This window comes from Pseudoalteromonas sp. MM1 (genome assembly GCF_030296835.1).
Taxonomy (GTDB): Bacteria; Pseudomonadota; Gammaproteobacteria; order Enterobacterales; family Alteromonadaceae; genus Pseudoalteromonas.
Genome location: NZ_AP027923.1, coordinates 443,138 through 463,523, shown reverse-complemented (window position 1 = coordinate 463,523; position 20,386 = coordinate 443,138). Strand labels below are relative to the sequence as shown.

Annotated in this window: 17 protein-coding genes; 6 read left to right on the top strand and 11 right to left on the bottom strand. The window is 39.8% G+C overall.

The genetic code is table 11. The features are described 5' to 3' along the window. Positions 1 to 315 precede the first annotated feature (315 nt). The 5 genes from betI to QUE46_RS18690 all read left to right on the top strand — a co-directional run bounded on the left by betI (position 316) and on the right by QUE46_RS18690 (position 6,108). Entirely contained in the window at positions 316 to 891 is a 576-nt protein-coding gene (betI, locus tag QUE46_RS18710; protein ID WP_286249263.1) for a transcriptional regulator BetI, read from the top strand. A gap of 1 nt (position 892) precedes the next feature. Beyond that, positions 893 to 2,356 carry a betaine-aldehyde dehydrogenase gene (gene betB / locus QUE46_RS18705; RefSeq protein ID WP_286247958.1) on the top strand — a complete coding sequence of 488 codons (1,464 nt, stop codon included), beginning with the start codon at positions 893 to 895 and terminating at the stop codon, positions 2,354 to 2,356. Between the two features lie 10 nt (positions 2,357 to 2,366). Beyond that, complete coding sequence (betA, locus tag QUE46_RS18700; protein WP_286247956.1) at positions 2,367 to 4,034, top strand: choline dehydrogenase; 1,668 nt, start codon at positions 2,367 to 2,369, stop codon at positions 4,032 to 4,034. A gap of 145 nt (positions 4,035 to 4,179) precedes the next feature. Next, a complete protein-coding gene (locus tag QUE46_RS18695; RefSeq protein ID WP_286247954.1) occupies positions 4,180 to 5,397 on the top strand; it encodes a BCCT family transporter in 1,218 nt (405 codons plus the stop codon). Between the two features lie 9 nt (positions 5,398 to 5,406). Continuing rightward, a complete protein-coding gene (locus QUE46_RS18690; RefSeq protein ID WP_286247952.1) occupies positions 5,407 to 6,108 on the top strand; it encodes a TorF family putative porin in 702 nt (233 codons plus the stop codon). Between the two features lie 247 nt (positions 6,109 to 6,355). Here the strand turns inward: QUE46_RS18690 and QUE46_RS18685 are convergent, their stop codons facing one another. The 4 genes from QUE46_RS18685 to fdxA form a co-directional block, all read right to left on the bottom strand. Beyond that, entirely contained in the window at positions 6,356 to 8,263 is a 1,908-nt protein-coding gene (locus tag QUE46_RS18685) for a bifunctional diguanylate cyclase/phosphodiesterase (RefSeq protein ID WP_286247949.1), read from the bottom strand. Between the two features lie 230 nt (positions 8,264 to 8,493). Continuing rightward, positions 8,494 to 8,952 carry an Sbal_3080 family lipoprotein gene (locus tag QUE46_RS18680; RefSeq protein WP_286247948.1) on the bottom strand — a complete coding sequence of 153 codons (459 nt, stop codon included), beginning with the start codon at positions 8,950 to 8,952 and terminating at the stop codon, positions 8,494 to 8,496. Positions 8,953 to 8,972: 20 nt separating this feature from the next. Continuing rightward, the gene (locus tag QUE46_RS18675; RefSeq protein WP_286247946.1) at positions 8,973 to 11,219 is read right to left on the bottom strand and encodes a carbohydrate binding family 9 domain-containing protein; all 2,247 of its coding nucleotides are present in this window, start codon (positions 11,217 to 11,219) and stop codon (positions 8,973 to 8,975) included. A gap of 140 nt (positions 11,220 to 11,359) precedes the next feature. Continuing rightward, complete coding sequence (fdxA, locus tag QUE46_RS18670) at positions 11,360 to 11,683, bottom strand: ferredoxin FdxA (RefSeq protein ID WP_055019086.1); 324 nt, start codon at positions 11,681 to 11,683, stop codon at positions 11,360 to 11,362. A 192-nt stretch (positions 11,684 to 11,875) separates the two neighbouring features. Between fdxA and QUE46_RS18665 the strand changes: the two genes are divergently transcribed. After that, the gene (locus tag QUE46_RS18665; RefSeq protein WP_286247944.1) at positions 11,876 to 13,483 is read left to right on the top strand and encodes an NAD(P)/FAD-dependent oxidoreductase; all 1,608 of its coding nucleotides are present in this window, start codon (positions 11,876 to 11,878) and stop codon (positions 13,481 to 13,483) included. A 129-nt stretch (positions 13,484 to 13,612) separates the two neighbouring features. Here the strand turns inward: QUE46_RS18665 and QUE46_RS18660 are convergent, their stop codons facing one another. The 7 genes from QUE46_RS18660 to QUE46_RS18630 form a co-directional block, all read right to left on the bottom strand. Then, on the bottom strand, positions 13,613 to 14,914 hold the full coding sequence (locus QUE46_RS18660; RefSeq protein ID WP_286247943.1) for a DEAD/DEAH box helicase: 1,302 nt from the start codon (positions 14,912 to 14,914) through the stop codon (positions 13,613 to 13,615). A gap of 90 nt (positions 14,915 to 15,004) precedes the next feature. Beyond that, positions 15,005 to 16,234 (bottom strand): beta-ketoacyl-ACP synthase, encoded by a 1,230-nt coding sequence (locus QUE46_RS18655; protein WP_286247941.1) that lies wholly within the window; start codon positions 16,232 to 16,234, stop codon positions 15,005 to 15,007. Then, positions 16,234 to 16,959 (bottom strand): 3-oxoacyl-ACP reductase FabG, encoded by a 726-nt coding sequence (gene fabG / locus QUE46_RS18650; protein ID WP_286247939.1) that lies wholly within the window; start codon positions 16,957 to 16,959, stop codon positions 16,234 to 16,236. Before fabG ends, QUE46_RS18655 begins: the two co-directional genes overlap by 1 nt. Further along, positions 16,956 to 17,411 (bottom strand): hotdog family protein, encoded by a 456-nt coding sequence (locus QUE46_RS18645; RefSeq protein ID WP_286247936.1) that lies wholly within the window; start codon positions 17,409 to 17,411, stop codon positions 16,956 to 16,958. Before QUE46_RS18645 ends, fabG begins: the two co-directional genes overlap by 4 nt. After that, positions 17,404 to 18,573, bottom strand: a complete 1,170-nt coding sequence (locus QUE46_RS18640) for a beta-ketoacyl-ACP synthase (protein WP_286247934.1) — start codon at positions 18,571 to 18,573, stop codon at positions 17,404 to 17,406. The genes QUE46_RS18645 and QUE46_RS18640 overlap by 8 nt, the downstream gene beginning before the upstream one ends. Beyond that, positions 18,570 to 19,160: a DUF3261 domain-containing protein gene (locus tag QUE46_RS18635; RefSeq protein WP_286247932.1), complete on the bottom strand. Its 591-nt coding sequence runs from the start codon at positions 19,158 to 19,160 to the stop codon at positions 18,570 to 18,572. Before QUE46_RS18635 ends, QUE46_RS18640 begins: the two co-directional genes overlap by 4 nt. Then, complete coding sequence (locus QUE46_RS18630; RefSeq protein WP_286247931.1) at positions 19,148 to 20,386, bottom strand: NAD(P)/FAD-dependent oxidoreductase; 1,239 nt, start codon at positions 20,384 to 20,386, stop codon at positions 19,148 to 19,150. Before QUE46_RS18630 ends, QUE46_RS18635 begins: the two co-directional genes overlap by 13 nt.

Below are 20,386 nucleotides of genomic sequence, written 5' to 3'. Positions count from 1 at the left end.
TTGCTTAATTAAAATACCCTTCGTACTCTAACTATTACCATTCTAACGAATATTTATCTTTTTTATTACTCATACCCCGTAAACAAATCCTTACTATTCTTACCATTTAACAATTAAATAGTAACCAATTGAATATAATCAATTTTATTTATAAAGACCTGCGAGGGGCACTACTAAAAATTACCCCGCATTTGTTAATGATTCATCTACATCTTGGTATCTGGCTGTTTACTTACACCTTGAATTGTTAGAGCTATTACATTAAACTTATCTTTATTGAACGTTCAATTAATAAAAATCATGCCTAAAGTCGGAATGGAACCTGTCAGGCGTCAGCAGCTAATTGACGCGACCATTGAGTCAGTAGCAGAGCGCGGTTTGCAAGGAACAACCATTAACACCATCAGTAAAAATGCAGGTTTATCATCTGGCATTATTAGCCATTACTTTGGTGGCAAGCAGGGGTTAATAGAGGCAACCGTTAGGTATTTGTTATCGAATTTAAAAAATGAATTAATTGAAAAAGTTGAGCCAACCACCAGCGCAATTGATCGTTTGATGTTTATTGTTGAGGCCAACTTTGCACTTGTTCAACAACGCAATGACACCACGCGTACGTGGTTAAGTTTTTGGGCGCAGTCAATGCACGATCAAGAGCTGCACAGGCTGCAAAATGTAAACAGTAACCGCTTGCAAAGTAATTTAGCATTTTCTTTTAAGCAACTAATGCCCGTAAAGCAAGCAAAACAAGCTGCAGAACTTAGCGCCGCCATGATTGATGGCCTATGGTTAAGAGCAGTATTAAGTCAATCTGACGAAAACCAATTTAAACACAGTGAAACATTAGCAAAAAGCTATGTACATTCACTCATCAAGCAATATGGAGCCTAGCGTGACTACACCTGTCTATCAAAACTTTATCAACGGCCACTTCCTTGCAAACCAAAGTGGTGAAACTTTTGATGTAAAAAATCCAGCTACAGATGAAGTTATTTACTCGGTAGAAATTGCCGACGAATTTATTCAAAACGCGGCTATCGAAAGCGCAAAACAAGGCTTTGCTCAATGGTCAAAAATGAGCCCAATAGAACGAAGCCGTATTTTATTAAAAGCGGTTGCTTTATTGCGTGAGCGAAATGACGAGCTTGCCTTAGTTGAAGTACTTGATACAGGCAAACCAATGCAAGAAGCTAACTGCGTTGATATAGAAACAGGCGCAGATGTAATTGAATACTTTGCAGGCCTAGCACCAGCGCAAGTTGGCCAGCAGCAAATGGTTGGCGAAGATTTTTACTATACCCGCAAAGAGCCACTAGGCATTTGTGCTGGTATTGGTGCATGGAACTACCCGCTGCAAATTGCATGTTGGAAATCGGGCCCTGCCCTTGCTGCAGGTAATGCATTTATTTTTAAACCTTCTGAAGAAACCCCTTTAGGTGCTATTAAACTCGCTGAAATTTTTGTTGAAGCAGGCGTACCTGCCGGCGTATTTAACGTTGTGCAAGGTGCCGGTGATGTAGGTCAGTGGTTAACCTCTCACAGTGAAATAGACAAAGTGTCGTTCACTGGTGAAGTAGGCACAGGTAAAAAAGTAGTGGCAAGCGCTGCGGGTACATTAAAAGACGTCACAATGGAACTCGGTGGTAAATCACCTTTATTAGTGTTTGAAGATGCCAATATTGAGCAAGCAGTCAGTGCTGCCATGTTAGGTAACTTTTATACGCAAGGCGAAATTTGTACTAACTGTACCCGTATTTATGTTCATAAAAATGTATATCAACAATTTATTGAAGAGCTTAAAACCCGTACAGAGCAAAATATTATTGCCGGTGATCCTCAAGATTTAAATACTAACTTTGGGGCATTAATTTCTAAAAAGCATCAAGAATTGGTAATGAGCTACATAGAAAGTGGATTGGCCGAAGGTGCAACGCTACTTACTGGCGGTACAACACTCTCTCCTGAATCAGCGCCTAATGGCTACTTTGTAGCACCTACGGTATTTACCGATTGCAACGATAACATGACTATTGTTAAAGAAGAAATTTTTGGCCCAGTTATGAGCGTGCTTGTTTTTGAAGACGAAGACGATGTTATCGCCCGTGCAAATGGTACACACCTTGGATTAGCCGCAGGCGTATTTACAAGCGATATTAAACGTGCACACCGTGTTATTCACCAATTAGAAGCCGGTATTTGTTGGATTAATGCTTATGGTAATTCACCTGCTGAAATGCCTGTTGGTGGTTACAAGCAATCAGGTATTGGCCGTGAAAATGGCATAGAAACGCTTGAACATTATACGCAAACGAAGTCTATTTATGTGGGCATGGCCGACATAGAAAGCCCGTTTTAAGGTGGTAACTATGAGTAACACTTTCGATTATATTATTGTTGGCGCCGGCTCTGCAGGTTGTGTACTTGCAAATCGCTTATCTGAAGATACAAACAATAAAGTGCTATTGCTAGAAACCGGTGGTAGCGATAAAAGTATATTTATAAAAATGCCAACTGCGCTCTCTATTCCTATGAATACAGATAAATACGCATGGCAATTTCACACTCAGCCAGAGCCGTATTTAGATAACCGAGAAATGCACTGCCCACGCGGTAAAGTGTTAGGCGGTTCGTCATCAATTAATGGCATGGTATATGTACGTGGCCACGCGAAAGATTTTGACGAGTGGCAGCAACACGGTGCTAACGGCTGGGATTATCAGTCGTGCTTACCTTACTTTAAAAAAGCAGAAAGCTTTTATTTAGGTGAAAACGCGCACCGAGGTGGCACCGGCCCGCTCGGCGTTAATAACGGTAACGAAATGCAAAACCCGCTTTACACCACCTTTATTAAAGCAGGTGTAGAAGCAGGATATGCACACACAGACGACTACAACGCAGCTCAGCAAGAAGGCTTTGGCCCGATGCATATGACTGTTAAAGACGGTGTGCGCAGTTCGGCCTCGCGCGAGTATTTAGACCCAGTAAAATCACGCAGTAACCTAACAGTTATTACAGGTGCTTTAGCACAAAAAGTGATTTTAGAGGGCAAAAAAGCCACAGGCATTGAATACACAGTAAATGGCACACTTAAAACGGCGCATGCGACTAAAGACGTTGTATTAAGTGCTGGCCCAATTGGCTCACCGCATATTTTACAGCTTTCGGGGATTGGTGATAAAGCCATACTTGAAGAAGCCGGTGTTGAGGTAAAGCATCACTTACCAGGCGTAGGTCAAAACTTACAAGATCACCTTGAGTTTTACTTTCAGTACAAGTGTAAGCAACCTATTACCTTAAACGGTAAATTAGGTCTTATTTCAAAAGGCTTAATTGGCGCTAAATGGCTACTGACCCGTAAAGGCTTAGGCGCAACGAATCACTTTGAGTCGTGCGCGTTTATTCGCTCAAAACCAGATGTTGAATGGCCAGATATTCAATACCACTTTTTACCAGCGGCGATGCGCTACGATGGGCGCAGTGCGTTTGCGGGTCATGGTTTTCAGGTGCATGTAGGCCATAACAAACCTAAAAGCCGTGGTAGTGTCACCATTCAATCAGCTGATCCAGAGCAACCGCCGAAGATTTTATTTAACTACTTGCAGCATAAAGACGATATTGAAGGCTTTAGAGCATGTGTACGCCTAACTCGCGACATTATTGAGCAAAGCGCATTTAATGACTACCGCGATGAAGAAATTCAACCTGGTAAGCACATTCAAACTGACGAAGAAATAGATGCCTTTGTACGCCAAGCAGTAGAAAGTGCCTATCACCCGTCTTGTTCTTGCAAAATGGGCGAAGATGACATGGCGGTAGTTAATTCAAATACCCAAGTTCATGGTATTGAAGGGCTGCGCGTTGTTGACTCGTCAATCTTCCCAACGGTACCTAACGGTAACTTAAATGCCCCTACAATTATGGTTGCAGAAAAAGCAGCTGATCTAATTTTAGGTAAAACACCGTTACCGCAAGCATCTGTAAACGTTGCCATGAGCAGTAATTGGCAAACAACGCAACGTAATAGCGAGATTTAATTAAGCCATAGCGTGCCTAACATTGTGTGGGCACGTTCAACTTGCAGTGGCTCACGGCGTAAATTGGTTGCGCGGTGTTTGTGCAAGTAATAAAACAAAAACGGAGAACTTATGAGTTACTTTTATTCATTTTGGGAGGGCGATAATGACTATATGGCTTAGTGCTGGCATTATATTTACGCTACTTGCTGTTATTACTATTTTATTTAAATGGGGTAACGTACGCGTAGTAGGCGTAACACCAGTGAGAACTTTTACCTTTATCGCAATCTTATTTACCTCAGGCCTAGACGTTGGCCTAATCATGTTTCCATTAACCGAATTTGCAGGTTATGCAGACATAAAAGCAAGCCCAGAATACGCGTTTGCAAACCCACTGGCTATTGAGTTTGGCTACTGGGGATTCTTGATCTGGGGATTTTACTTTCTTACGTGTTTTTATTTCTGTGTAATAGAGCCCAAAGTTAAATTTTTCGAAATTTCATGGGTAAAATTCATTAATAACGTAGTTATTATTGGCACATGTGCCTTTACAGCTTACTTACTGCTTTCTAATTTACCGTGGTATTTACCTGAGCTGGGCGATGGGTCAAGCGTTATACCCACCTTTTATTTAATTGTATTTGCGGCTATTTGCTTTGCAGTGTATTCAAGTACAGATATTAAATATGTACGTTTTTTAAGCATTTCTACAACCTGGTTATTTATTGCGTTAATTGCCTTTATGTGGGTTGGTGCATTTGTTGTTGGTGACAGCGAAATGTCGGCATTTACTAATAACCTTGCGGAAATAGGTACTTACTTTGCCAATATAAATGAGTTTGTTTTACCACTTAACGATTATCATGAGTTTTACCTGTTTTGGTGGTTTGCCTGGAGCATTATGATTGGCCAATTTACATCTCGTTTTGTTGGCGGCCTTAAAACATACCAAGTATTAGGTGCAATGTTGATATTCCCTTCTATCCCAATTGCAATTTGGTTTAGCGTACTTTATCACTACCACGAAATGGGTATTTCAACAGCGGGGATTAAAAACTTTGCTATGGTGTTTGTTGGTATCGTGTTTGTAATTAATTCGCTTGATTCATTAATACGCTTATACACAGATAACCTTAACTTAACGGTTAAACGTTTAGGTAAAATGAACTATATGATACTCAATATTGTTGCCCTTTCGTTACTAACCCTATTGTTTAAGCTAGAGTTTTTACAAATTCAGTGGGTTGGCGCGTTAGTAATCGCACTATTTTTTGCCTGTGCTGCATTTATTGGCTACAGCAAATTTAAAACAGTTAACAACATAGATAGTTCGCCAAAAGCAAACAAAATTGACTACACAAAAATAGAAACTGTACATTAGGGATCAACAATGAATAACAAACTAAAACAACTTGCAGTAGCACTGCCTTTCGCGCTTTTATCAACAACTGCAACAGCGAACTGGTCAACAACCATTACAGCGGCATCTGACTATACCTTTAACGGTGTAACACAAACAGATAGCGACCCTGCAATTCAAGCAAGCCTTGATTACGCATTCGACAGCGGTGTTTACGCAGGTGCATGGGCTTCTAATGTCGATTTTGGTGATGACACTGACTTTGAACTTGATGCCTACTTAGGTAAATACGTGCAATTAACTGACAAGGTTAGCGCAGATTACGGCATTGCTTATTACACATATCAAGGTAATAACAGCGATGGTAACTACGCAGAAGCCTACACAAAATTTGGCTATGCAAGTGAGTATGGCCAAACGGAGCTTAACTTTTGGTATAGCTGGGATTACTTTGGTACAGGCGCAGGCCATGTTATCTCTATGATTGCGCACACCTTTGAAATTGCCCCAAACCATGCAATTCGTGCAAGCTTTGATATTTCAAATTCACTTGATGGCGAAAAGTGGGCATGGGATGTAAACCAAAAGAAATCATACAAACATTACCGCTTAGCGTATCAAACTAGCTACGAAGGGTTTGGCATTGAGATTGCTGCCGAAGATACAAGCTTAGATTACGATTACGCTGATGAGCGTATAGTACTTGCTATATCACGCACATTCGATTTATAAAATTGTAGTTATTAGATTCTACAAACAAAAATGCCACTTTTAAAAGTGGCATTTTTTTACTTATTTTTCAGGCTATTACCCAAAAAACTTTGCTTTATTTAGGGGCGATTAGCGCAATATAGGGTTTAACGTATCAGAGCCTACATAGTTGCGCCAGTGAATGCTCAACTTCATTGCCTATAGGTAGTTGAATTTCATCGTATAGCCTAGCCAAAAACCCTACATTACCTTACATAATAAACAGGCTCTAACCTTCTATTTCCCAGGCGCTGGTACCCGCTGCAGATAAATTAGCGGTATTTTTACGTAACACTTTGTTACCCACATTGATAGATGATTCTGGGCGACTAACCAAATAGCCTTGCACAGAGCTTACTCCCATGCGTTTTACGAGTTCAAACTGCTCAATCTCTTCTACGCCCTCGGCTACTATTTTAAGTCCTAACTTTTGACCTAGTTCGCTGATTGTATTAAGGATGTCATTGTACTTTGGACTTTTATCGGCTTGAGAGATGAACGAACGGTCTATTTTTATTACATCAATGGGTAAATCAGCCAATGTACTTAATGAACTAAAGCCGGTACCAAAATCGTCAATGGCAATTGTCACACCTTCACCACGAAGTCGTTCAAGCTCTTCAATCATACTTTTACTGGCTTTAATAAACGTAGATTCCGTTATTTCTAGCATTAAAGAATGCGATGGCAGGCCTGTGTTTTTTAGATTTTTCATTATCCAATCATACACTGAGCGGTGCTTTAATTGCACGCCTGATACATTAACCGAAATTTTTACTTTACGCATACCAGCATTATGCCATGCGGCCATTTGCCTACAGGACTCATGCATAATCCAATCACCAAGCTCTAAAATAAGATTAGACTCTTCTGCAATAGGTATAAACTCCGCCGGTGAAATCATCCCTTCAATTGGATGATCCCAACGAGTTAGCGCTTCAAAATAATCTATCATGCAATCTTCAACATGAACGATAGGTTGAAAAGATAAGTAAAAGTCTTTACATGCAACCGCTAAACGCAACTCTTCTAATAAATAGTGATAGCGGCGCATTTTATTACCCATCTCTGGGGAGTACACTTTAAAAATGCCTTTACCATCGCTTTTTGCACGGTACATTGCCACATCCGCTAACTGTAATAGTGCTTGTGGTGTTGATGCGCTCTCTGGGTAAGTAGCTATTCCTATACTGGCGCTAATTTTTACTATTTTATTACCTAGTACAAAGTCTTTTTCAAGTTCACTGAGTACGTGCTTAGCAATATCGACCACTTTATTATCGCTATCTACTGACTCAATAAAAATTGAAAATTCGTCACCGCCTAAACGTGATAAATTTTGTTCTAACTGATTAGCGCCATTAATATTACTTAGCTTATGATGGCGTAATACATTGGCTAGGCGCGTAGCAACCTGCACCAAAATTTCATCACCAAAGCTGTGGCCAAACGAATCATTTACTTGTTTAAATCCATCTAGGTCAATAAACAACAAGGCGCATTTAAGCTGCTCTTCATCAGTAAAATTTATTTGCCTATCTATATGCTCAATATAAGCATGACGATCAATAAGCAAGGTTAGCTTATCTTGGCAGATACTTGTTTGTGTTTGCTTTAAATAATTAGCAACATGGGTGTTTAAATTGTTTATTGACTGGCTTAAATTACCAAGCCCTGATGGGTTATCGTTTTGGGGTTGTAAGTTAAATGCAACAAGCAATTGATTAGCATTGTTATTTAGCTGTGCAATTTGTTGCTGATAAGATATTTTTCTACGCTCTTTACGAATAATCGAAAAGCCAACAAACAATACCATACACACCAAAATAAAGTTTATTGGCGAGGTTAAAGTCATTAAAATAAGTTTTGTTGCGTTTGCAGCTATAAATTCCGTGTCGGTAGTTTTAACTAATAAAAAATCGGCAGAGGGCTGATGTATTAAATAATGCCCATTAAGCAAAGGGTTATACCAAGGCGCCATTTCGAGCGTTGTATCTACAATATCAAAGTGGCGTAAATCTATGTCAGGGTTGAATAAATTAATGCGGTTAATTTGATTTGTTAGTTCGATGTTTAAACAAAAGCAAAACAAGATAAATACAAAAAAAATGCTGCCTAAGGGTTTAAATTTATTCATCAATAAAATCCATCTAAATTACTTATCCTATAAACCCATTACTAAAAGGCGATTATATCGTCTGTTTTTAGTACTAAGCAAGCCATAGTGCAGTCCTAAGTTATTAAAAATTTTTAGAACTGCACTTTAACAGAATAAATTAGTGCTTAATAATTAGCTAATTATAGAGTGTGATGAATAAAAATAAACCTTAAGCTTAAAAATGTTTGTACAACTAATATGGTAAGTATTTAATACATGCCATCAATTAGTTCGATAATTTTTTCCTTTGCATCTATAAACTTATCTAGCCCACCGCCAGTGCGATAAGATGCTTGCGCAATCTTTTTATTCGTTTTAGCGTCAGTAACCCAAATATTTGCATATGACATGTACAGAGCTAAATCCCAATGCCAGTTAGCTACGTAATAAGCAACAGCATTACATCCTGAAATATCAGCATTGGGTAACTCAGTTTGATATTCCTGATGTTTTAAAACATAGTTAGCAGCAATTACACGTGTTTTAACGTTATGCTTTGCAAACCCTTCTTCCATCGCAGTAACAACACCTTCTTTAACTGCTTTATGTTCAGCTATACAAACTACTTCAGGTTTCACAGTGTCAAAGCGAGTTATATCTTGCTTAGCAGCACAACCTGATAAAGTAGCTACCATTGCTCCTGCAATAGTTATTTTTATTGTTTTCATATTCATCCTTTTATGTTTATTTAAAGTTGCCATGCATAGCTCACTTTTGTAAAAAATGTGCGTTGATCTCTTTCAACGTGTTTTAGGGAATCGTCTTGATAGCTTTTATCTGAGTAGCCTAAATAAAATAATGTTTGAGCATTAATTTTGTACGAGTAAACTAATTGGCTGCCATAGTCTTTATTAATGTGACTAACTTGGTAATAGTAAGCATCTTTATTTCTATCAATGTCTTCAAATTGCAATATAAGCTTGAGCATAGCGCGCATACTAAATTTATAATAAAGCCTAAAATCTAATAAGTTAGCAGTATAAACTCGCTCCCCTTGAGGGTTATCTAAAATGCTGTAGTTATGTGTAGCGTCTACTTGCCAATGATCGTTTATATCCCACGTAACTTGCGTTTGCGTCGCATACGAATCGCCAATTTGCTCGTTAGCGTAATCAATGCGGCTGCCATACTCGCCATAAAACGAAAGCCATATATTATTTTTAGGTTTAAAGCCCGTATAAACAAAGCCAATATTTTGGTTATAAAAAGCATCATTATAGTTTTCATAACGATGCAGTAAGCCAATTTCAAAAATAGACTGCTTTTGCCCTTTTAATGTTATAAACCCTTGGTATTCTTCTTCAAGTAGGTCGCCATTTTGCGCCCATGTTTTATCCCAATCAGCCTCATAAGACCATGACGTTAATAAGCCAGACTCATCTGCGTACCAGGTTTGGCCTCCGCCAAAGCCTACGTTCTCATAATCTACTTTTTCTTGATAACCTAAGTCAGTGCGATAGTCTTTACCTATATTTTCGTAGCTAGCAAACAAATTGTAGTCACGTTTATCACGAGTAAACTCTAAAGCGTACGCTTCATCAGATTGAGTTTTAGATAAGTTATAGCTACTTGTTAAAAAGTCAGAGTTTTTAGAATCTGTTGTAGCCACTTGATAAGTGAGCAGATCAGATTGATTAAACCAGTAGCTGCCATCGACAGAAAGCACTGTATTATAGTAATCATCGTTTTCGCGGTGGGTCGTACTTAGCCCTATAGTGCCTTGTTGGCCAATATCGTATTGATAACGTGCCGCTGCTGCGTGGGTTTTATCCTCTAAAATTGCAAAACCAGAGCCTTGATTTGTAGGCAATAAAATAGTGCTATTATTGTCATCGGCATACATAAATGCATAGCTATGTTGCCCTGTTTTACCTGTTAATTTTGCCCCTATTTCAGGCTCTGCAATGGTGCGGGTATACAACAGTTCAAACAAACTGCTTTTAAAGTAGGATGCGCCATCTAAAAAAAACGGCCTTTTTTCAGCATAATAAATTGAGTACGTGGTGTTTACATCAAGCTCTAATGCATCACTCTCTATTTGCGAAAAGTCGGGGTTTATAGTGGCATTAATTACCGCATCTTGTGTAACCCCCCAACGTAAATCAAGGCCAGCTTCGGTGTCTATATCACCATTATCCCACTGCCCCGGCAAAGTAGGCTTTGAGTCATTTCTGAGCGCCGTAAGCGTGGGGGTTAATTGCAGGTTTTTGCTGGCTTTTATATTTTTAAAACCAATTAATTTATCAAACTGACATAAACTGCATTTGATATCTCGGTCAAACCCCATATTTGAAAGCTGATACAGTACATCACGTTGGTAATTTCGCATAAGGGCAAAGCCCCATGTTAAATCTGTTTGATTTTCAGGAAATCTCAGCGCTTTAAAAGGTATGCGCATTTCAACCACATACCCTTGGTCGGTAATTTGCCCTGCACTATCCCATATTGCATCCCAAGAGGGGTCTGATTGCCAGCCATCGGTGTCACTCATTCGCGTATCACCTTGTGCACCCAATGGGTTTACATAAAATTCGTAAGCTGAGCGTTCATCGTTAAAAGTATCAATAATTAAAATAACCGTATCATCTTGCCAAAGCGTATCTCTGTCGCGTAGAGAAGCTGTTATTTCACTCGGCTGTGGATCTTCGGCTACAAATGCAACATATAAGTTGCTGCCATCCTCATACATGTAAGCATCGGTTTTAACCGGTGGGGTGCCCTTTTCGTTAGGCTCATCTTGAAATGCTATAGGGAGTAAAGTGGCATTTTGCCAATGGGGCTCATCTAGTACGCCATCTACAGTAATATCTGCATTTATATGTACAAGAGAATGCTGCTGTTTTTCACTGGCATAAAGGTGGTTAGAAAATAAAAGTGCTAATAAGAAAGGGAATAAAGCACGGCATTGTTTTTTTATAATTATTAAGTACTGCATAAACATCCATTTAGACGTGTTTACCCTTAAAAGGTAAACTTATTTATGCAGTGTAATTTAAGTCTGTACATTTGTTAATAGCTTGATACTAAAAACAATAGCTTTTTTAACTAATTAATATTAAAGGCTTAACTTAAAAGCTAGGTTTCGATTAATTTAAGCTTATCAGCAACGCCATTCCAACTATCGGCATCAGTGGGCGCTGGTTTTACTTCAACAATGCGTGGCCACACCAATGCAAGCTCAGCATTAAGCTCGGTAAACTCTTTTTGGTCTTCTGGCAGCTCGTCTTCTTGGTAAATTGCTTCAGCTGGGCACTCTGGTACGCATAATCCACAATCTATGCAATCAATAGGGCTTATTGCTAAAAAGTTAGGGCCTTCGTAAAAGGCATCTGCAGGGCACACCGCCACACAATCTGTGTATTTACACTTAATACAGTTTTCGGTGACCACAAACGCCATAATAGTTTAAACCTAGTAATTAATTATCTAAAGCGAGGATCATACCCAACCCCATTAAAAACACAATAAATATGTGCCATCTGCGGTCAATTTAACGTAATATATGCGCCCTTAATGTATAGCCATTACGTGCCCTACACTTCTTATTGTGAGCGGATACTATTACCGCTAAGACACCTAAAAGAGATAATAATGATACGTTTAACCGAAATAAAGCTGCCGCTTGATCATAACGAAGACGCTATAGGCCAAGCCATAGTTGATAAACTAAAAATACAGCCAGCGCAGCTACATAGCTACAATGTGTTTAAACGTGGGTACGATGCACGTAAAAAAACGGCTATTATGCTTATTTATACCCTTGATATTGAAGTAGATAACGAAGAGACGCTGTTAAACGCATTTGCAAAAGATCAGCACGTAAAACCAGCACCTGATACTTCATACAAATTTGTTGCCCACGCCCCCGCTAACCTTACTGAGCGCCCTGTAGTAATTGGCTTTGGCCCGTGTGGATTATTTGCGGGCTTAGTGCTGGCTCAAATGGGTTTTAATCCTGTTATTTTAGAGCGCGGTAAAGAGGTACGTGAACGCACCAAAGACACCTTTGGCTTTTGGCGAAAACGTACCCTTAATACAGAGTCTAATGTGCAGTTTGGCGAGGGAGGCGCTGGTACATTTTCAGACGGTAAACTATACAGCCAAGTAAAAGATCCAAAACATTACGGGCGTAAAGTTATCACCGAATTTGTAGAAGCTGGCGCACCCAGTGAAATTTTATACGTAAGTAAACCACACATTGGTACATTTAAACTTGTTACCATGATTGAAAAAATGCGCGCGCGTATTATTGAACTTGGTGGCGAAATCCGCTTCAGTACCCGCGTAGACGATATTCATATAGATGATGGGCAAGTAACTGGTTTGACGCTTTCAAACGGTGAAACGCTAAATACCCGCCATGTAGTACTTGCTGTGGGACATAGCGCCCGTGATACCTTTAAAATGATTCACGATAAAGGCATTTATGTAGAGGCTAAACCGTTTTCTGTTGGCTTTAGAATCGAGCACAAGCAATCGATGATTGATGAGTGTCGTTTTGGGCCTAACGCGGGTAACCCCATTTTAGGCTCTGCTGATTATAAGCTTGTTCACCATTGTGATAACGGCCGCACAGTGTACAGCTTTTGTATGTGCCCAGGAGGTACTGTTGTAGCCGCCACCTCTGAGGAAGGCCGCGTAGTAACAAACGGTATGAGCCAGTACTCTCGTAGTGAGCGCAATGCAAATAGTGCCATTGTAGTAGGTATTACACCTGAAAAAGACTTCCCTGGTCACCCGCTTGCCGGCATTGACTTGCAACGTAAACTAGAAGAGCAAGCCTATGTATTAGGCGGTAGCAACTACGATGCACCAGCACAGTTAATTGGCGACTTTTTAAAAGGAAAAGCATCGGGAGATTTAGGTGATGTACAACCGTCGTTTACACCAGGAATAAAACTCACCGATTTAGCAAATGTGCTTCCGCAGTTTGCTATCGATGCAATACGCGAAGCCATTCCAGCCTTTAATAAGCAAATTCGTGGTTTTTCTACAAACGACGGTTTATTAACAGGAGTAGAAACTCGAACATCTTCACCTATTAGTATCAAGCGCGATAGAAGCTTCCAAAGCATAAATACTAAAGGTTTATACCCAGCGGGTGAAGGCGCAGGCTACGCAGGCGGTATTTTATCTGCCGGTATTGATGGTATTAAAGCGGCTGAAGCCGTTGCACTTTCGATGATTGAAAACGCTTAAACCACTTTTTAAGTTGTTCAGCGAAAAACCTCACTTTGTGAGGTTTTTTTGTTTAAACCTTGGGTTACATTAAAGCATAAAAAAACCTGAGTAAACTCAGGTTTTTTATAGGTGCTAAAATTTGTAAACTTACTTTTTAAGGGTAAGTTTGGCACCTTTTAAGCTTTTACGCACATTTGAAATACGTGAACGATTTACCGCACGTGCTTCGCCTGTTGCTTGGCCTGTTGGCTTATTAGTACGGCTACGACGTAAATGCGCTGGCTTTTTACCTATTTTATCAATAAGTACTTCACGGCTACTTACTTCATAGCCCTCTAAGTAAACACGCTTGATTTTTTGGCCAATTAACGACTCTATTTCAAATAAAGTGTTTTCTTCTTCGCGGCTTACAAACGAAATAGCTTGGCCTTGGTTGCCAGCACGACCTGTACGGCCAATGCGGTGAACGTAATCTTCTGCAAGCCACGGTAAATCAATATTAATGACTCGTGGTAAGCCTTCAATATCAATACCACGTGCAGCAACTTCGGTAGCCACTAAAACACGTACTTTGCCTTCTTTAAATTCACGAAGTGCACGTCGGCGGTTACCTTGCGATTTATCACCATGACATACGGTAGCAGGAATACCATCAAGGTTAAGCTCTTTAACCAGCTCATCCGCCGTTTCTTTCATGTTTACAAACACAAGTACCTGTTGCCAGTTCTTTTTACCAATAAGCTCAGAAAGTAGCTCTTGCTTACGTCGCTCTTCGACTGGGTAAACAACATGCTGTACCGTACTTGCTGTACTGTTGGTTTGATCAACACGAACAATTTCAGGCTGTTTTAGTACTTTTGCTGCAAACTGCTTAATAGCTGCGGGGAAGGTAGCCGAGAAAAGTAAAATTTGGCGCTGTTCATCACAGCTTTTAATTACACTTTGCATGTCTTCAATAAAGCCCATATCAAGCATACGGTCGGCTTCATCAAGTACTAAGTGTTTAACACTTGCTAGGCTTAAATTACCTAAACGAATATGATCAAGTAAACGCCCTGGGGTTGCAACTACAACATCTACGCCGTCTTTAAGTGCATTTGCTTGGCCTGCGGTATTAACACCGCCAAATAGGCTCACTACTTTTAAAGGAGTATGTTTTGCATAGGCTTTAAAGTTATTTGCTATTTGCTCTGCCAGCTCACGCGTTGGCGCAAGCACTAACGCGTGCGGAGCATTGCTTGTGCTTAGCTCAGATTCAACTAATTTTTGGATGATAGGTAAAGCAAACGCTGCCGTTTTACCCGTGCCGGTTTGGGCACTTGCTAAAACGTCTTTACCTTTACGAACAGCTGGAATAGCTGAACGCTGAATGGGCGTAAGGGTGTGGTAATTAAGTTCGTCTAACGCCTGAATAAGTTCAGGGGAAAAACTAAAAGATTTAAAATTCATGCTGTATAACCTGCGGCCACATTTATCAAGGGTCGCAAATTATACAGCAAAAATGAGAAAACAGTTAGTGAATCCTCATTATTAGAAAATTTAAGCTGATTTATAGCGCTTAAAAATCAAAGAAGTATTAATACCCCCAAATGCAAAATTATTACTCATTACATAATCGGTGTTAATTTCACGGCCTTGAGACTGAATGTAATCTAGTTCAGCGCAATCAGCATCTACCTCTGTTAAGTTTATTGTAGGCGCAAACCAATTATCCCTCATCATATTAATACTAGCCCATGCTTCAATTGCGCCACACGCGCCTAAAGTATGCCCTAAATAACTTTTTAAAGAGCTAATTGGTTTGGCACCTAAGGCGTTAAATGTTGCATGTGATTCAGCAATATCGCCTCTATCAGTTGAGGTTCCATGAGCATTAACATAACCTATTTTGTCGGCTGCTAAATTTGCATCTTGCAGTGCCATTTCAATAGCAATTTGCATGGTATCTGAAGATGGTTGAGTGACATGTTGGCCGTCTGAGTTACAGCCAAAACCAACAACCTCCGCTAATATATTTGCCCCTCTAGCTTTAGCATGTTCATACTCTTCAAGTATTAAGGTACCGGCGCCTTCACCAATAACTAAACCGTCACGGCTTTTATCAAATGGGCGTGGTGTATTTTTAGGGGTGTCATTTTTAATACTTGTCGCATAAAGCGTATCGAAAACTGCCGCTTCCGTAATACAAAGTTCTTCAGCTCCCCCTGCTACCATTACTTTTTGACGACCAAACTTAATTGCCTCATAAGCGTAGCCAATACCTTGGGAGCCAGATGTACATGCCGAACTTGTGGTTATTACCCGCCCTTTTATACCAAAAAAAACACCAACGTTAACTGGCGCAGTATGCGCCATCATTTGAATATAACTGGTCGCTGTAACACCAGACATTGAACCACTTTCCATCATATTGGCAAATGCGAGAAGCGGCGGAGTTGAGCCGGTGGATGAGCCATATGCTACACCGGTAGAGCCATCGGTAAGACTTTTATGGTCAAGTAAATCAGCTTGCTCAAGCGCACGCTCAGTTGCACGCGTTGACATCAGTGCCACTCGCCCCATTGAACGAATTTGCTTACGCTTATAATGGCTAGGCTTTTCAAAATGAGTGATTGGGGCAGCTAGCCGCGTATTAAGCCCATCAGCTTTCTCCCACTCATTCATAGTAACAACGGCATTTTCACCATTAATCAATGCGCTTTTAAATTCATCCCAATCATCACCTAATGCGGTTATAACCGACATCCCTGTAACTACAACACGTTTCATTACACCATCCCGCCGTTAACTGAAATAACTTGGCGAGTAATGTATGCAGCATCATCAGACATTAAAAATGCAACCGTGCCAGCAACTTCATTCACTGTACCCATACGTTTAAGCGGAATCATTTTCATCATATCATCAACAGGCAGTTCATCAGTCATTGCTGTTTCAATTAATCCAGGAGCTACGCAATTAACTGTAATTTTTCGTTTAGCAAGTTCAAGCGACAGTGCTTTAGTTGCACCAATAATACCTGCTTTCGCTGCGCTGTAATTTACTTGTCCTCGGTTGCCCGCAATACCCGACACTGAAGCCATAGTAATAATGCGTCCACCTTTTCGAGTTTGTACCATGGGCATGACGGTTGGGTGCACAACATTATAAAAACCATCTAACCCCGTCCTAATTACGCTATCCCAATCATCACCCTGCATTGCAGGAAAAGCCATATCGTTGGTAATTCCGGCGTTACACACAACACCGTAGTAAGCACCGTTGTCTGTAATATCTTGTTCAATTTGTTGTTTTGCTGAAGCTCTATCACATACGTCAAACTGTAATAGTGTTGTACTTTGTCCTAGTGCGTGTATTTCTTCACAGGTTTGTTGTGCTTGCTCTAAACCATTTCTGCAATGAACTGCAATGTCATAGCCTTGAGTTGCAAGTTTAAGTGCAATAGCCTTGCCTATACCCCGGCTAGAACCGGTCACTAAAATTCTTTTTTTCATTGGTTTTCTCTTATAAATTTCAGCGGATTTTCTGGCTGAAATACATTTATTTTTGCATCACAAAGTATTTTTTTATTTTCAGTTATCTGGCATTCAAACACACTTAATCCAGATTCTTCTTGGTAAAGCTTTTGAACAAAAATAGTCAATGTGCTGCTTTTGTAAAATGTGGCCTGATGTGTTTTATATTTTCGAGTACCGATTAAAAAACCGATTTTAACAGCTTCATTAATATCCTTAGCTAAAGCCCCCGCATAAGCCGCAATAGACTGAGCCATATACTCAACACCAATGTAACTTGGCACTCCCTCAATTTGCTCACTATAAAAAGGGCTTTGAGGTGTAATAGTCACAGAGCAGGTTGCATTTTCGTCACTATAATCAACTAGCTGATCAATTAAAATCATAGGTGAATCATGAGGTACAACTTGCTCTATAGAATAATTATTCATTATGAGTACCTAAAATTAAACTTGCATTATTACCACCAAACGCAAATGAGTTTGATAAACAGTAATTTAATTTAGCCGTACTTGCATGCCTTATAATATTAACATCAGCCAGCTTATTTGTTTTTGTGGACTTATTATATGGCAAAGTAATGTCGCCACTTCCTCTGAGTAATAGCCAGCAGATCCCCGCTTCAATTGCGCCCGCAGCACCTAAAGTGTGCCCAGTTAAGTACTTACTGGAGCTAAGCGGTGTATTGTTGCCAAACACACTATTAATTGCAAGGGCTTCCATTTCGTCATTTTTAATTGTTGCTGTGCCGTGTGCATTTATATAGTCAATATCACTAGGTAATAAGTCAGCATCGTCCAGAGCTGCTTTCATTGCCGCTTTAGCACCTTTACCACTTGGATCTGGCGCCGAAATATGATGAGCATCAGAGCTTTCTCCTCCGCCTAAAAACATAACGCCATTATTTGTTGGCGCTTCTTTACTCATAACAAATAACGCAGCCCCCTCACCTATATTAATGCCATCTCTAGAATCACAAAAAGGCTTACATACGCTAGGGCTTAATGATGCTAGCGCATTAAATCCATTAATAGTAAGTTTACAAAGGCTGTCTACACCACCACAAACTACTATATCGGCTAAGTCGGCAGTCAGTAAGGCCTTAGCGCTAATGAGTGCTTTGGCACTTGATGTACACGCCGTAGAAATGCTATAGCATGGGCCTAATGCTCCTATTTTTTGGGCTATATAGTGAGCTGGTGTAGCAAGTTCTTGATCAACATATAAAAAATCACTTGGCCAATCACCTGTCCTATCGTGAGTCGCTCGAGCTCGTTCGCCATCATGCACACCTGACGTACTTGTACCTATTACAACAGCAACCCGCGATTTATCAATATGAGAAAAAGTTTTAAGTGTTGGGGATATTTGCTCAAACGCTAGATCAATTAAAGTATCAATACGGCGCTTGTTAGTTAGGGGAACTGAGTCAACATGGCCAACATAAAATGGCAGATTATCCGTACTTAAATCTTTAGTTTTTAAAAGCAGTGATGCCTCATTATTTTGTAAGTTATTTAAGCTATTAACTGTATCATTTAGGCCAATCCCCATGGCACTTACTATGCCTAAATCATTTAACCAAAAAGTCACTGGTTTACCTTCTCAAATGTAATTTGATAATGTCGTCCACTATTATTTAGGACCGTTTTATTATCGGTATAATCGATTAAAATAACCGAGCGGTTATCTTTTACTAAACGCCTTTGTACCCCAGTCTGCTCTATAAGCGCCCCAGATATTTTCTCATTAAGAAATGATATAGGCCAATGTACTAATGCGATGTCTGCCAATATATAAGCTGGGTCTATATCAACACCTACTATCATTTTAGAAACTGTTGGTGGCTGATTATTTAATTTCTCGAGCGTTAAAATAGGTAAGCCTTGTGTAGTCATTAACAATAAACTGATTGTACCCTGCTTGTTTATTTCTAATTGTGCTAATAACGTATGCTCTTTTTCGTTGTTTTTAATATATAAAACATGCTGCCAACTTTTATCAAACATTTGCTCTGGTACATGTGAAATATCAAGGGTAGTAGCTGCAAAAATATCAACACGCTCACTGCTTTTATACGTGCTACTACATGCTGTGACATAAACACACGCTAAAACTATAAAAGTACATCTGAGAAAGTAACTGATATGAGCCTCAATCACTGGGATTAATTTTGACATAGCTGCGCTAATACATTTAAGCGGCGCTCACTTTGAGCTACAAATGGGTTATTTTTATCCCATGCGTAACCCGCTAAAATAGCACTGATCATTTCACGTACCTGCGAGTTTTGTTCTGAATAGAAAATAACGTCTTGAAAACGACTATCGTACCAACCTTTGACAAAGGTTTTAAAACAATCAACCCCTGCCTGTAAAGGCTTGGCATAACATTCTTCAAAATCGACTACCTCTCCTTTTAAGTAATCATCAACAAGGGGGGCAATTAAATAAGCAGATTTTAGTGCAATAGTTACTCCAGATGAAAAAACCGGATCCAAAAACTCGCCCGCATTGCCTAATAAAGCAAAGTGCTTACCGTATAGTGTACTTACATTAGCTGAATAACCACTTATGCTTCGTGCCTGTGTGATAGGTTCGCGATTAACTAAAAGGTTTTTTAAATAAGGGTCTTGCTCTATAAACTGCTTTAAGGTGTCGGCTGCGCAACCATCATTAAACCGTGCTTGCTTTGCCACAACCCCAATGCTGGACGTGCCATCACTAAAGGGGATGAGCCAATACCACACATCATTAAATTTAGGGTGAACGGTTATTAAAATTTTATTCCTATCAAATAATTCGTCAGTAATCCCATCTTTAAAATGACTAAAATAAGCACTACGCACAGGAAAAGTAGAAGGTTTTTCTAAATTTAAAAGTTTTGGTAAAACTCGGCCAAAGCCGCTCGCATCGAGTACGAACTTAGCTTTTACGTTATATGTCTGCTTATTATTTTTTTGCACATGTAACGTTGCACCAAACGCTTCATCAGTAAAATCAATAACACTATGCTGATAGCGAACTTCAACTCCGTGTTCTTGTGCTTTATCAGCAAGCAGCTTGTCAAAATCAGCCCTTTTAACTTGAAACGTAGTACCGGGGCCTGGGCTAAATTTTTCAGTAAAATTTATAGCAGTATTTTGACCATCACGATGAAACGCCGCACCATTTTTAAATTGAAAGCCGAGCTCTTCTGCGTTCTCATGTATTATGCTAACTAGCTTAGCTTCTGCTAAATATTCCATGCATTGAGGTAATAAACTTTCACCAATCGAAAAGCGAGGAAACACTTGCTGCTCAAGCATTAACACTTTCCAGCCCTTTTGCACTAATAAGCTACTAGCAAGAGCACCTGAAGGCCCTGCTCCTATAACTACAACATCGTACTGCTCAAAGTTATTCAA

Coding starts and splice junctions, on each gene's coding strand:
- betI (WP_286249263.1), top strand. CDS start 316: ATGGAACCTGTCAGGCGTCAGCAGCTAATTGACGCGACCATTGAGTCA.
- betA (WP_286247956.1), top strand. CDS start 2,367: ATGAGTAACACTTTCGATTATATTATTGTTGGCGCCGGCTCTGCAGGT.
- QUE46_RS18695 (WP_286247954.1), top strand. CDS start 4,180: ATGACTATATGGCTTAGTGCTGGCATTATATTTACGCTACTTGCTGTT.
- QUE46_RS18690 (WP_286247952.1), top strand. CDS start 5,407: ATGAATAACAAACTAAAACAACTTGCAGTAGCACTGCCTTTCGCGCTT.
- QUE46_RS18685 (WP_286247949.1), bottom strand. CDS start 8,263: ATGAATAAATTTAAACCCTTAGGCAGCATTTTTTTTGTATTTATCTTG.
- QUE46_RS18680 (WP_286247948.1), bottom strand. CDS start 8,952: ATGAAAACAATAAAAATAACTATTGCAGGAGCAATGGTAGCTACTTTA.
- QUE46_RS18675 (WP_286247946.1), bottom strand. CDS start 11,219: ATGCAGTACTTAATAATTATAAAAAAACAATGCCGTGCTTTATTCCCT.
- fdxA (WP_055019086.1), bottom strand. CDS start 11,683: ATGGCGTTTGTGGTCACCGAAAACTGTATTAAGTGTAAATACACAGAT.
- QUE46_RS18665 (WP_286247944.1), top strand. CDS start 11,876: ATGATACGTTTAACCGAAATAAAGCTGCCGCTTGATCATAACGAAGAC.
- QUE46_RS18660 (WP_286247943.1), bottom strand. CDS start 14,914: ATGAATTTTAAATCTTTTAGTTTTTCCCCTGAACTTATTCAGGCGTTA.
- QUE46_RS18655 (WP_286247941.1), bottom strand. CDS start 16,234: ATGAAACGTGTTGTAGTTACAGGGATGTCGGTTATAACCGCATTAGGT.
- fabG (WP_286247939.1), bottom strand. CDS start 16,959: ATGAAAAAAAGAATTTTAGTGACCGGTTCTAGCCGGGGTATAGGCAAG.
- QUE46_RS18645 (WP_286247936.1), bottom strand. CDS start 17,411: ATGAATAATTATTCTATAGAGCAAGTTGTACCTCATGATTCACCTATG.
- QUE46_RS18635 (WP_286247932.1), bottom strand. CDS start 19,160: ATGTCAAAATTAATCCCAGTGATTGAGGCTCATATCAGTTACTTTCTC.